Source organism: Nonomuraea sp. NPDC048892, from assembly GCF_040649735.1.
Taxonomy (GTDB): domain Bacteria; phylum Actinomycetota; class Actinomycetes; order Streptosporangiales; family Streptosporangiaceae; genus Nonomuraea; species Nonomuraea maheshkhaliensis.
In genome coordinates this window covers 128,123-140,876 of the sequence record NZ_JBEZFZ010000017.1, presented here as the reverse complement: position 1 = coordinate 140,876, position 12,754 = coordinate 128,123, and the positions used below count along the sequence as shown (strand labels likewise).

Genomic DNA, 12,754 nt, shown 5'->3' with positions numbered 1-12,754 from the left:
CTTCTAGAACAGTACGGGGGGTTCGGCCCGACCAAGAAAGGCTGGCCATGAGGCTGTCCTACGCCCGCGAGCTCGACGAGTACCCGACCGGCGCCCGCCGCATGAAGATCCTCACGATGGCCGTGCTGGCCATCCTCATCGGCTCCTACGAAGGGCAGATCGCGCCCGTCGTTCCCCTGCTGCTCAAAGACCTCGACATGTCGCTGGCCACGTACGGCGCCGTCTCCGGCACGGCGGCCGTGGCGGGCGCCATCGCCTCCATCCTGGGCGGCCGGCTCACCGACCGGCTCGGCCGGGTGCGCCTGCTCATCCCGCTCATGGCGCTGACCGCCATCTGCTGCTTCGGCATGACCCTCGTCCACAGCCCACGCGACCTGCTGATCGCCCGGATCGTCCTCGCGTTCGTGGACGGGGTGGCCATGGCCAGCACCGCCCCGCTGATCCGCGACTTCTCGCCGCGCATGGGCCGGGCGCAGGCGTTCGGCTTCTGGACCTGGGGCCCGGTCGGCGCGAACTTCCTGGCCGCCGCCGTCGCCGGATGGACCCTGCCCATCTTCGACAACTCCTGGCGCTCCCAGTTCGTCATCATGGGCTGCTTCTCCCTGGTCATCTCCGTGATCATCGCCCTGAACATCGCCGACCTCTCCCCCGAGCTGCGGGCCAGGATCCAGCACACCGAACGAGCCGGCACCCAGGTCGTGGACCTCGGCCGGCCGCCGCGCCTGCGTTCGCTGTTCAGCCGGCCCAACATCTGGGCGCACGTCGTCGGGATCTCGCTGTGGCTGGTGCTCTACATCACGCTGTCGCTGTTCGGGCAGACCATGCTGGTCGGAGCGCTGGGTATCAGCAGCGCCGAAGCCTCCACGATCATGGCCGCGTTCTGGAGCCTCAACCTGATCACGCTCATCGTGACGGGCCGGCTCTCCGACCGCACCCAGCTGCGCAAGCCCTTCTCCCTGGCCGGCACCGTCGCCGCCGTCCTCGTCACCGCCTACCTCGCCGTTTCTCTCGGTCAGGAAGGCGTCTCCACCGGCACGCTGATGGTGATCGGCGCGCTGCTCGGCGGCTCGCTCGGCATCGCGTACGCGCCCTGGATGGCCAACTACTCCGAGGACGCCGAGGACGCGGACCCGCGCCTGCAAGGCACGGCGTGGGGGTTGTTCGGCTTCCTCAGCAAGGGCATCGCGGTGATCGGGCTGCTGGTCATTCCGCACGTGGTGGAGGCGACCAACTGGCAGACGTGGCTGTTCGTGGCCCTGGGCTGCCTCGTCCTGTTCATCCCAGCGATCCTGCTCTTCAACGGCCCCTGGCGCCGCCCGTCCCCGACCCCCACCACAAAGATCACCGTAGGCAAAGCCGAAGCCTGACCAGCACCCCGACACCGACAGACCCAACCATCCACAGCCACTGCCGTACACCCGGCCGAAGCACTCGGCCGCCCAAACCAGCCCACCACGGGGCTACCCCGCCACCCCGCCACGGGGCCAGCTCATCCGCACCACCACCAGAGCGACCGAGCCGGATTCATCAACCGGCCTTCACCGCCGAGCCGGGCACACCGTCGTTCCCGCCCAGCCAACCGGGTCACCTTCACCATCCACGGACCCAACAGCCTTCGCCGCCGCAGCCGACCGGCCATCCCTCACCATCCATGCGCCCGAGCAGCCCTCCGTGCCCAGCCCAGCGAGCCTCTCTACCGCTCAACCGACTGAACCCTGCACCACCCGACCGACCGATCCCCGACAGCACTCAGCTCGGCCGATCCAGCGTCTCTGCTGAATCGACCGAGCTGCGGAGTTCGCCCGATGGCCGTCCGAACGACCAGGTGACCGACCGATCAATCGATCAGGGCCGCCCGGTCCCGGCCGATCAGTCGCGGTGCAGTTTGCGGTAGGTCACCCGGTGCGGGCGGGCCGCGTCGGCGCCCAGGCGCTCGATCTTGTTCTTCTCGTAGTCGGCGAAGTTCCCCTCGAACCAGAACCAGTTCGACCCCTCTTCCCACGCCAGGATGTGGGTGGCGATGCGGTCGAGGAACCACCGGTCGTGCGAGGTGATCACGGCGCAGCCTGGGAAGTCGAGCAGCGCGTTCTCCAGGGACGACAGCGTCTCGGTGTCGAGGTCGTTGGTGGGCTCGTCGAGCAGCAGCACGTTGCCGCCCTGCTTGAGGGTGAGCGCCAGGTTGAGCCGGTTGCGCTCGCCGCCCGAGAGCACGCCGGCCTTCTTCTGCTGGTCGGGGCCCTTGAACCCGAAGGCCGCGATGTACGCCCGCGACGGCATCTCCACGTTGCCGACCTTGATGTGGTCGAGCCCGTCGGAGACGACCTCCCAGACGTTCTTGGCGGGGTCGATGCCGCCACGGCTCTGGTCGGCGTAGGAGATCTTGACCGTGTCGCCCACGATGACCGAGCCGGCGTCGGGCGTCTCACTACCGGTGATCATGCGGAACAGCGTGGTCTTGCCGACGCCGTTGGGGCCGATGATGCCGACGATGCCGTTACGCGGCAGGTCGAACGTCAGCCCCTCCATGAGCAGCCGGTCGTCGAACCCCTTGGTCAGCTTCTCGGTCTTGATCACCGTGGTGCCCAGGCGCGGACCCGGCGGGATCTGGATCTCGTCGAAGTCGAGCTTGCGGTGCTTGTCGGCCTCGGCCGCCATCTCCTCGTACCGCTGGAGCCGGGCCTTGCTCTTGGTCTGGCGGGCCTTCGGGTTGGAGCGCACCCACTCCAGCTCGTCCTCGAGGCGCTTCTTCCGCTTGACATCCTTCTGCCCCTCCACCCTGAGCCGCTGCGTCTTGGCGTCAAGATAGGTGGAGTAGTTGCCCTCGTACGCGTAGGCGCGGCCCCGGTCGAGCTCCAGGATCCAGCCGGCGACGTTGTCGAGGAAGTAGCGGTCGTGGGTGACGGCCAGCACCGTGCCTGCGTACTTCTCCAGGTGCTGCTCCAGCCACTGCACGCTCTCGGCGTCGAGGTGGTTGGTGGGCTCGTCGAGCAGCAGCAGGTCGGGCGCCTCCAGCAGCAGCTTGCACAGCGCGACCCGGCGGCGCTCACCACCGGACAGCGTGGTCACGTCGGCGTCGGGCGGCGGGCAGCGCAGCGCGTCCATCGCCTGTTCGAGCTGGCTGTCGAGATCCCAGGCGTTGCGGTGCTCCAGCTGGTCCTGCAGCTTGCCCATCTCCGCCAGCAGCTCGTCGCTGTAGTCGGTGGCCATCTGCTCGGCGATGTCGTTGTAGCGCTGGAGCATCGCCATGGTCTCGGCGACGCCTTCCTGCACGTTGCCGAGGACCGTCTTCTCCTCGTTGAGCGGCGGCTCCTGCTGGAGCATGCCGACCGTGAAGCCCGGCATGAGCTTCGCCTCACCGTTGGACGGCTGCTCCAGGCCGGCCATCATCCGGAGCAGCGTCGACTTCCCCGTGCCGTTCGGCCCTAGAACACCGATCTTGGCTCCGGGCAGGAACGACAGCGTGACGTCGTCAAGGACAACCTTGTCGCCGTGCGCCTTGCGCACGCGCTGCAGCGTGTAGATGTACTCCGGCATGTCCTCTAGCTTAGGGGCTCCCAGGCCAGGCTTCCGACGCTCCACCGGAGTATGGCTTGGAACCGGCTTTGCCCACCCCTCACCATCCCCACGACCACCGCCGTCCCCACCACCCCCGCTCCCGCGCAGAACCGGGCGCGACCAGGGCGATGCGAAGTCGTGGTGGTTGGTGTGCGAGGCGCGCAATCAGCCCCAAAAGGGCGAGGCAATCGGCGCTGGAGGCAAGGAACTACGAGACCGCGCCGGTCGAAGCCGGAGGCAGAGGACTACGAGACCGCGCCAGTCGGAGCCGGAGGCAGAGGACTACAAGATCGCGCCAGGTGGAACGGAATGAGCCAACAGGAGCAGAACCTTGGACGAAGGTACCGATGTACCGATGTACCGATGCGCTGATGCGCTGACCGACGTGCCGATGTGCCGAAGTGCCGAAGTGCCGAAGTGTCCATCAGGCGGCCGGGTCGTTCGGGAGGGCTGGGGGCGGGGGCTGGACCGCGGGGATGCAGACGCGGTCTCGGCCCAACTCCTTCGCCCGGTAGAGCGCCAGGTCGGCCGCCGCCAGCAGGTCGATCAGGTCGTCGCCGTGAACGCTCATCAACGCCACCCCGATCGAGATCGTCACTCTGATCAAGGTGGCGTCAACGGGCACAGCCATGTGACCGATGCGCACGCGCAGGCGCTCGGCCACCCGGCGGGCCTCGTCGATGTCGGCGCCCGGCAGCAGGACCACGAACTCCTCACCCCCGAACCGGCCCACCACGTCGTACTCGCGGAGTTGGCTGCGCAGCGTCGACGCCACCCCCACCAGCACCTGATCGCCGGCCAGATGGCCGTGAGCGTCGTTGACCCGTTTGAAGTGATCGATGTCGATGATCAGAAGCGCCAGGGTGTCGCCGGTGCGACGGGCTCGGACGATCTCGGTGTCGGCCTCCCGCTGCCACGCGGCGGCGTTCAGCAGGCCGGTCTTGGCGTCCGTACGGGCCGCCGCCTGCAACTGCGCATGGAGGAGGCTGCGCTGGAGCAGCACCACGGGCGGCAGCGCGAGGAGCAGCAGGGCCAGGTTGAGACCGCAGCCGACGGACACGGTCACGCCCAGGCACAGCTCGACGATGTCCAGCAGCAGGCTCTCCCGGTCCCACAGGACCTCGCGCCACGTGGTGTCGGGGTCGGCTGTGTGGGCGGCGATGGCGATGAGCGCGGCGTTGAGCAGGGAGAACAGTACGGCGGACGCCACGGCGATCAGGATCGGCGGGCCGCTGCCCTGCGACAGCACCCACGGATCGCTCACGAACCGGTGGAACACGACGGAGGCCGTGCATCCGGCCAACCCGATGGCGGCCGAGCTGAACACCCGTCGGTAGAGCACCGTCGCCCGCACCCGTACCTGAAGCAGGACCTGCAGCACGATCGGCGCGAACAGGGCGTAGACCGGAGGCAGGAGCAACGCGACCGGCAACCACCAGGCGGACAGCAGGTCGCGGGACACGCCGGCGGGCATGCCCAGGCGCCTGGTCGCTTCGATGCACACGGCGCCGCATCCCATGAGAGCGCCGAACATGAGCAGGTCGCGCCATTCGAAGACGGTGGACGTCGCGAACACGATGATCGCGGCCACGTCAAGTGCGACGATCGCGCACAGGTAGACCACGAGCGGGCGACGTTGCCCTAGCAATGGCCAGCGGTCGGCCAGTGTTGACACACCGTCGCGTGACTTGATCGGGACGTGACTGGTCACCGCCATCTCGTCTCCTCCCTGACTAACGATGTGTAACACAATAATTGCGGAGTGTGCGTTGCGCGATGGGAACCGATACGTTGGCAATGACCACAACGCCCGTTCACTCCACGAACGGGCCCGTGATGCAGAGCCGTTCGGGAAAGGAGCAGCCCATGGTGCGGGGCGTGACCTGGACATGACAGATGCTCTAGCCGCCTGAGGCGGGCAACTCACCATCGGTCGCTCATCGGGGTGTCTTCAGGACCCGGCCGGTGCCCCCTCCCCCTCCATTCCGCCTCTCCCACGCCCTCGCACTCACGCCATACGCCGGCCAGCACACGGCCCGGCCCTGCTCGTGCCTCTCTCCCTCAGTGACCGCCCCCGGCATGGGCGATCGGCACTCTTCCCTCACCGCTCGCCGCCTCGGTCTCGGTCTCGATCTCGGTGACCAGCGCCGTTCTCGCTCCCCGTTCACCGCTCCCGTTTCGGTGACCGGCTCCGTTCTTGCTCCCGGTTTCGGTAACGGGCGCCGTTCTCCCCTCCGCGCATCCCCCGCCCTCGGTGAGCGGCGCCACACTCCCCTTCCGCGCACCCTTCTGGGTCAGCGCATTCTTGCCTCCGGTCCAGCGTCCTTTCGTCCGTTCGCCTATCGCCGAGCTCACGAACCGGGTGAACGCCTCAGCCTTGACTCCGACCTCCGCCGTCCTTACCGGCTTCCGGTGGTCTTCGAGCAGACAGCGCTGCGGTCCTTTTCGGAGGCTGGGCGGCGCCATCGGCGCGGCGGACTTGCGGCGGACTTGCGGCGGCTCCACGCCGAGCCGACGTTGCGACGGTCTTACAGGGCCAGTGGCGCGGTCAGGGGGTGGGGCTGGCTGGTGAGGGTGTGGGGGAACCGTGGTGGCCGGTGCCCCCACACTCTCACTCCTCCTGTGCTGGTCCGCTCTACGCCGCCGCTCGTTCCCTTGCCTTCGGTTGTGCCTTTCCGCCCCCGGCTGCGCGGCCTTCGTCAGCGCGGCCGTTTGCGTCGTCGACCTCCGTGCCGTTCAGAACGCGGACGGTGGCGTCGTTCCCGGACTTCGGCGTGCGTGCGGTGTCGCTGCTCGTCCGCCGTGTGCGTGGGGTCTTGCCCACCGAAGTCGGCGCGGGTGCGGCGGCGGTGCCCAGAGTCGGCCTGTGGGGAGTTCCGTCAGCCCAGCCCGGGAGGTGTGCGGCGCCATCGTCGGGGTCCAGCGGGTGGACGGCTCCGTCGGCCGGGCTCTGGGGGTGAGTCGTCAGGTGGTTTGAACCTGCCCCTTCCGCCGTCGCGTCGAAGGGCGCCCGCATTCGCGTGGTCTCGTCGTGCGGGACCAGCGGGCGTACGCTGCCATCGGCCGAGCCCAGAGTCCGCGCGTCGGCACCCTCCGGGGCCAACATCTGTACGTCGCCGCCATCCGGGACCGGCGGGCGTGCGCCAGCGCCGTCAGAGGCCGGCAGGCGTGCGTCGTTGGCTTCCGGGGACGAGTGCCTGGCGGGGTGGTGGTCGGAACCGTAGGTGGAGGATTGCTCGTTGTCCTCGCGGAACTCGGGGCGGTTGAGGGGGCGCTGCTGGCGGGTGCCCATCGCCCAGTCGCGGGTTTCCTCGTCCAGTCGCTCGCGCATCTCCCTGCTCACCAGGGCGGTGCCGCCGCGCTCGGGCTTGGTGAAGACGCCGGTGCCCCACCGCAGGTCGTGGCCCACCGAGCTGGCCTCGATCTCGGGCATGAAGCGGCGGTCTCCGTCAGTGCCGAACTCGCGGATGCGCAGCCTGCCGGACACCACCACGGGATGGCCGGAACGCACCGACGCCGCGACGTTGTCTCCCAGGGCACGCCAGCAGCGGACCGTGAAGCAGACCTTGTCGCCGTCGGTCCATTGGCCTGTCTTCCTGTCGAAGTAGCGGTGTGAGGTGAGGACTTTCAGCGAGGTGACCTTGGTGCCTTCGTCGAAGCTGTACTGCCTCGGCTCTGCCGCGACGTTGCCGGTGAGTGTGATGTAGATGTCGTTCATCTATGCCTCCCAGTGCGGCGGGCCGGCTGCCCGCGATCTGGGAACACGGTGCCGTGTGCGGGTGGGGGGAGGGGGTGCCGAACGGGGTTCTGTGGATGAAGGGGTTGGGGGAGGTTGGGGCTGTGGATGAAGGGCTTGGGAGGGTTGGGGCTGTGGATGACCGCGTCGGCTGCGGCTTGGTGGTCTCGGGCTTTGGCCGTCTGCGACCCTTGGCGGTCTGCGGCTTTGGCAGTCTGGGGCGGGTGAGCGGGGGTTTCGCGGGCGAGTGCGGCTGTATGGCCCTGGTCAGGGCAAGGGCTGAGGCCGTGTGACTCGCCAAACACCTCCCCGGGTTCCTGGGAGGTGTTTGGCATGAGAATGGCGGGCCCCGAGGGAGCCCGCCATCATCGTTCGTCTCGCGCTACGTCGACTCGCGCCACATCGACTCGCGCCACGTCGTCCCGGAGCCGCCCCGGGAAGAGGCGTTCTGGGGCAGGGCCGTTCTGGCCTGGTGAAAGGCCGTTGTGGCGCAAGGTCGTTCGAGGTAAGGCCGTTCGGGGCCTGAGCGTTCTGCGAAGCGCAGTCGGCTCAGGCTTGGGTTCTCTCGGGAAGGGTCAGACGGACAAGTCCCGCATAGCCGTGTAAAACGCGTGATGGCGGCCCAGCTCCCGCTCCACCGGCTCCACCACCATGGTCGTCGACACCGCCGCGACCCTGCGCCTCATCTCCCGTTCGAGCCGCTCCCTCTCCCTGGACGCCCCGAGCTCCACGAAGTTGCGGGACGCGATGCCCGACAGTGCCCCGAGCCCCAGTACGGAGGCCATCATCAACCCCACCCACGGCAGCGTCGCGCTCTCGCCCAGCAGTTCGAAGGCGGGCGGGAGCTGGCCGGGCATGAGCAGGCCCACCACCAGCCAGGCCAGCCCGGCCACGAACGCCAGGACCAGGAAGTACTGCCACACCTTCAGCGCCCGCCACCATCCCGGTACGCGGTCCAGCTGCGGCGCCACCTCCGTGAGGTCCTCCGTCAGGGCCTGCGGCAACTGGCTCGAACGGGACCGGGCCGCCTGGTGCACCGCCGTGCGCCACACCGGGTGCATGCCCATGGACAGCCCGTCGGCCAGCGCCTGCACCGCGTTGGCGACCTCGGCCGACTGGGCGCTCACCGAGGTGGTCGTGATGCCGCGGATCTCCTGGCCGACGTCGTCCAGCCGCAGGCTCTTCAGCGGGTCGGTACGGAACTTCCCGATCCACCTCGGGTACGGCCACCCGACCCACTGGTCGGACCGCTCCGCGTACACGTTCTCCATGGCCTCGCCCACGGCCGGAACGCCCACCGCGTCACACAGCGCGTCGGTCAGCCCCATCCTGCGGGCCTCGTCGACCGTGGACGGCGCGGACAGCGCCTCGCCCATCGGCATGGCCTCGCTGAGCTTCTGCTCCAGCCGGTGCAGGTCGGCCTCGAGCTTCTGGATGGCCGCGCGCCGGCGGCTGACCGCGGTGGCGATGACGCTCCTGAGGCTCTCGACGCCGCGACCGGTGACCGCCGAGGTGGGTACGACGCTGGGATGCTCCACGCCTTCCCTGCGCAGCAGGTCGTTGAGGTCGATGACCAGCTCGGCCAGCTCCTCGGTGGTGAGCCGGTCGGCCTGGTTGAGCGCGAACACGGTCACCGCGTCGTGCCCGGCCAGCTCCGTCACGTAGCGCCGGTGAGTGGAGGCGTCGGCGTACTTCTGCGGGTCGAGCACCCACACGACCAGGTCGGCCAGCCCGATGAGCCGGTCGGCCTCCGTGTCGGTGAGTGCCCTGATCGAGTCGTGGTCGGGCAGGTCGAGCAGGATCAGCCCGTGCAGCTGGCTGTCGCCCTTGTCGAGCGCGCTGGCCCGGGAGAAGCGGTGCCGCCACTGGATCTGCAGCCAGTCGAGCAGCGGCCCCGCGCCCTCCAGCCCCCACACGCAGGCGTGGGTACGGGCGGTGGTCGGCCGGCGTACGCCTGTGGGCGAGAGCTCCAGCCCGGACAGCGCGTTGAACAGCGACGACTTGCCGCTGCCCGTGCCGCCCGCGAGAGCGACGACGGTGTGTTCCGACGACAGCTTGAGCCGGTCACCGGCCCGCTTCAGCAGCCCGGCGGCCTCGTCGAGCAGCTTCTTGTCCAGCCGCCCCGGGCCCAGCTCCACCACCTTGGTGAGCGCGGCCAACCGCGGTGCGAGCCCGGGTCTCGTGGTCATGGTGGTCATCGCGCGACCTCAAGGTTGTACGTAGCCTGATAGAGGCGGGTGGCGACGGATTCGTCGGGAATGCCGGCGGAATCGAGCGCTTGCACGTAACGCATGGCCTCCTCGTCGAACAACATGCCGATCCTTGCCCGCAGGTCACTGAGCGCCTTGGCGCCGATGCCGCGCAGCGACTCCGCGCCGAGCAGGGCGTTGACCAGCCGGTGGGGCACCCCTTCGCCGTTGCTTCCGCTGAACATGGCGACCATGAAGATCAGTGAGAGCGACTCGGGATCGAACGAGACGAGCTTCGACACCGACCGTTTGGCCACCCCCTCCGTGCGTACGAGCTCGCCCAGGTGGTCCTGCCAGGACGCGATGGCCCTGCCGGTGTGGCGGACGAGATTGTCGGACGGCCGGTCGAGGTTCTCCCCGAGCTTGGCGCCCAGCTCGGAACGGTGCCGCCAGCGCGCCGCCACCTCCTCGGAGGCCCGGTTGGCGGCGGCGACGATGACCGATTCGAGCCCGGTACGGACCGCCGCCTTGAACGCCAGCACCCGCTCGGGCGCCTGCTTGGCCGCCCGGCCGCGCCTGCGCAGCTGCAGCGAACGCATGAGGTCGCCGGAGCCGGCGAAGTCCTGCCAGCGGGCCAGCACCTCGCCGTGCAGCAGCGAGCCGTTCTTGGAGGCCTTGTCGATCGTGCTGAGGGCGCTCAGGTACGCCGCCTCCACGTCGCTGCGCAGCTCGGCCCGGAACGCGACCTGCGACTCCAGGTGCCGGGCCAGCGCGGGCACGCGGGTGCGGAAGCTGTTGAGCACGCCGTTCAGCGTGTCGCGTACGGCCTGCGCCCGCCGATCCTCGTCCACGGACAGCTCCGCGAGCCAGAGCCGCAGGTCGGTCATCTCGTTGTCGGGCAGCCTGCCGTCGGCCACCTCCGCCTCGTGGATGACGAACCGGTCGATGTCGCCCAGCCCGTATTCGCTCAGCATCCGCCCGAAGTGCTTGAGCACCACGTCGGCGGACTTCTGCTGCACCCGCGACAGCACGATCGCCAGGCGGGCGCCGCGCTCCTTGGCCAGCCGCAGCAGGTTCCAGGCGGGGGCGTCGGCGTAGCGGGCCGCCGTCGTCACGAAGATCCACAGGTCGGCGGCGTCGAGCATGCGGTGCGCGATCTCGTGGTGCTCCTCGACCACCGAGTCGATGTCGGGGGTGTCGAGCAGCGCGACGCCCTGCGGCAGCTTCTCGGTCGGGACGATGACCAGGCCGGCCATCGCGGCTTCCTGGGTCGGCTTGTCGAGGCGCTGGAGCGCGCCGAGCAGCTCGCCTTCCGCGAACCACTTGTGGTCCTCGGGGTGACAAGCCAGGACCGGGGTGCCGGTGGTGGGACGCCGGACGCCCGTACGCGAGACGTTCTTCTCGGCCAGGCTGTTGACCAGCGTGGACTTGCCTGCTCCGGTCGAACCGGCGATCACGATGAGGGCCGGGGCGGTGCGGGTCCTGATCCGGGGCAGGACGTAGTTGTCGAGCTGGGCCAGGAGGTCGGCCTGCGTGCGCTTGGCTTCGGCGGAACCGGGGAGATCGAGGCCGAAGCGCAGGTCGGCGATGCTGGCGCGCAACGCGTCGAGCGCCGTCGTGAGCGCCTGGACGGCCTCGGGGGGCAGGTCCTCCAGCCGCTCCCCCTTGCGGAGAGGGGCTTCGGAGGTGCCTGGGGTGGGAGTGGACCGGCCCGAGTCACCGGACGTGGTGGCGGGCTGGTCGGAATCGTCGGACGTGGACGCGGGCTGGTCGGAATCGTCGGACGTGGACGCGGGCTGGTCGGAATCGTCGGACGTGGACGCGGGCTGGTCGGCGTCACTGGACGTGGCCGAGAGCTGGTCGGAATCGTCGGACGGTGCCACGGACTGGTCGGCGTCGCGAGGCGCGGGCTGGTCGTCGGCCGCCTCCACGGCCGCGTCGCCGCTCTCGGCCTCCGCAGAGCCGACTTCACCGGAATCCGTGTCTACAGCGCCCTCAGCGTCCTCGGCAGTCAACGCGCTCGCGGAGTCGCCACGGGCATCCGCAGGGTCAGCCTCAGACGCCTCGTGCAGGGCATCCACACGTGCGTCGCCGCCGTCGGCGAGCTCATCTCCGGCGTCGGTACGCGCCTTGCCTACCTTGGTACGCGCTCCGTCGGCGTCGGTACGTGCCTTGTCGGCGTCCGCGAGCGCGTCACCGGTCTCAGCGTCCTCACCAGCGAGCACGTCGCCGGGTTCCGCTGCCGCGAGCGCGTCGCCCGTCGCTGTCTGTGCGTCCGCGTGCGCGTCATCAGCCGACGGCCGCGCGTCCGTGAGTGCCTCATCAGCGGATGGCTGAGCGTCCGGCTCCTCTACCCGAGCTTCGCCGGCTTCCGGTACGAGTTCACCGGCCTGCGCGGCATCAGCGGGCTCGGTGGCGACTGGCTCGGTGGCGACTGGCTCGGCATCAGCCAGCTCGGCGGCTTCCGTGTCGGCGTCAAGCCCGGCGGCGGTGTCGCGGCCTCCCGTGGTCGGGAACTCGGCAGGGCCGGCGGTGTCCTTCCGCCTGGCGGTTTCCGCGTCGGAGTCCGACCCGGCGATGCCGCGGTCTCCCGTGGTCGAGGGCTCGGCGGGGCGGGCGGTGTCTGCGGGCTTTCTGACCCACAGGCTCTCGCCCTGTTCCCGGACGGGCTCGGCGGGAGGGGCGGGCTGGGCGCCAGGGCCGCCGTGGGAGGCGGGCTTGACGAAGAGTGAGGGCCGCCCCGAGGGGGGCTCAGGGTCGTCGAAGCCGGCCGGCGGTCGCAGGGCCTCAAGGTCCTGGGGCGTCGTGGGGCGTCGTAGCGCGGCAGGCTTCTCGAACAGGGAGGGCCTGCCGCTGGGCGCCTCGGGAGGTGCCTGCGAAGGGACCTGCGTCGGAGCGGGCGTGTCGCGGAACCACTGGCCGGGCTCCCGGCTGTCGCTCCCGCTCTCCCGCACAGGGGGCTCGGCGGCCGGCTCGCGGAAGGAGGGCCTGCGTGGCTTGCGAACGGGCAACCGCCCGCCCGGTTCCGTACCGGACCCCTCACGAGACCCTTCACGGGGCTCGCTCCCGCCGAAGCCACCGGCCGAAGCGGACCCACCACCCGAAGCGGGACGACCAGTCACACCGGAGCCGCCACCCGAAACGGGACGGCCTGCGACACCGGACCCGCCGCCCGAAACGGGGCGATTTGCGACGCCGGAGCCGCCATCCGAATCGTCACCGGCCGGAACGGAACGATCCGGCCGACCGGAACCGCCGCGCGCCCCAGCACCTC

Annotated in this window: 7 protein-coding genes; 2 read left to right on the top strand and 5 right to left on the bottom strand. The window is 69.8% G+C overall.

Annotated features, from left to right (window positions below; genetic code table 11):
* The first annotated feature begins 47 nt into the window (after positions 1-47).
* Entirely contained in the window at positions 48-1,367 is a 1,320-nt protein-coding gene (locus AB0C28_RS39565) for an MFS transporter (protein ID WP_357856168.1), read from the top strand.
* A gap of 502 nt (positions 1,368-1,869) precedes the next feature.
* On the opposite strand, the gene ettA is transcribed toward AB0C28_RS39565, so the two are convergent.
* The 5 genes from ettA to AB0C28_RS39540 all read right to left on the bottom strand — a co-directional run bounded on the left by ettA (position 1,870) and on the right by AB0C28_RS39540 (position 11,495).
* A complete protein-coding gene (gene ettA, locus AB0C28_RS39560) occupies positions 1,870-3,534 on the bottom strand; it encodes an energy-dependent translational throttle protein EttA (protein ID WP_357856165.1) in 1,665 nt (554 codons plus the stop codon).
* A 445-nt stretch (positions 3,535-3,979) separates the two neighbouring features.
* Positions 3,980-5,272 (bottom strand): GGDEF domain-containing protein, encoded by a 1,293-nt coding sequence (locus tag AB0C28_RS39555; protein ID WP_357856162.1) that lies wholly within the window; start codon positions 5,270-5,272, stop codon positions 3,980-3,982.
* Positions 5,273-6,190: 918 nt separating this feature from the next.
* Complete coding sequence (locus tag AB0C28_RS39550) at positions 6,191-7,273, bottom strand: single-stranded DNA-binding protein (protein WP_358080472.1); 1,083 nt, start codon at positions 7,271-7,273, stop codon at positions 6,191-6,193.
* A gap of 593 nt (positions 7,274-7,866) precedes the next feature.
* Entirely contained in the window at positions 7,867-9,480 is a 1,614-nt protein-coding gene (locus AB0C28_RS39545; RefSeq protein ID WP_357855910.1) for a YfjP family GTPase, read from the bottom strand.
* A 5-nt stretch (positions 9,481-9,485) separates the two neighbouring features.
* A complete protein-coding gene (locus AB0C28_RS39540) occupies positions 9,486-11,495 on the bottom strand; it encodes a dynamin family protein (RefSeq protein WP_358080470.1) in 2,010 nt (669 codons plus the stop codon).
* 51 nt (positions 11,496-11,546) lie between these two features.
* On the opposite strand from AB0C28_RS39540, the gene AB0C28_RS39535 reads away from it, so the two are divergent.
* Complete coding sequence (locus AB0C28_RS39535) at positions 11,547-12,212, top strand: hypothetical protein (protein ID WP_358080469.1); 666 nt, start codon at positions 11,547-11,549, stop codon at positions 12,210-12,212.
* Positions 12,213-12,754 lie beyond the last annotated feature (542 nt).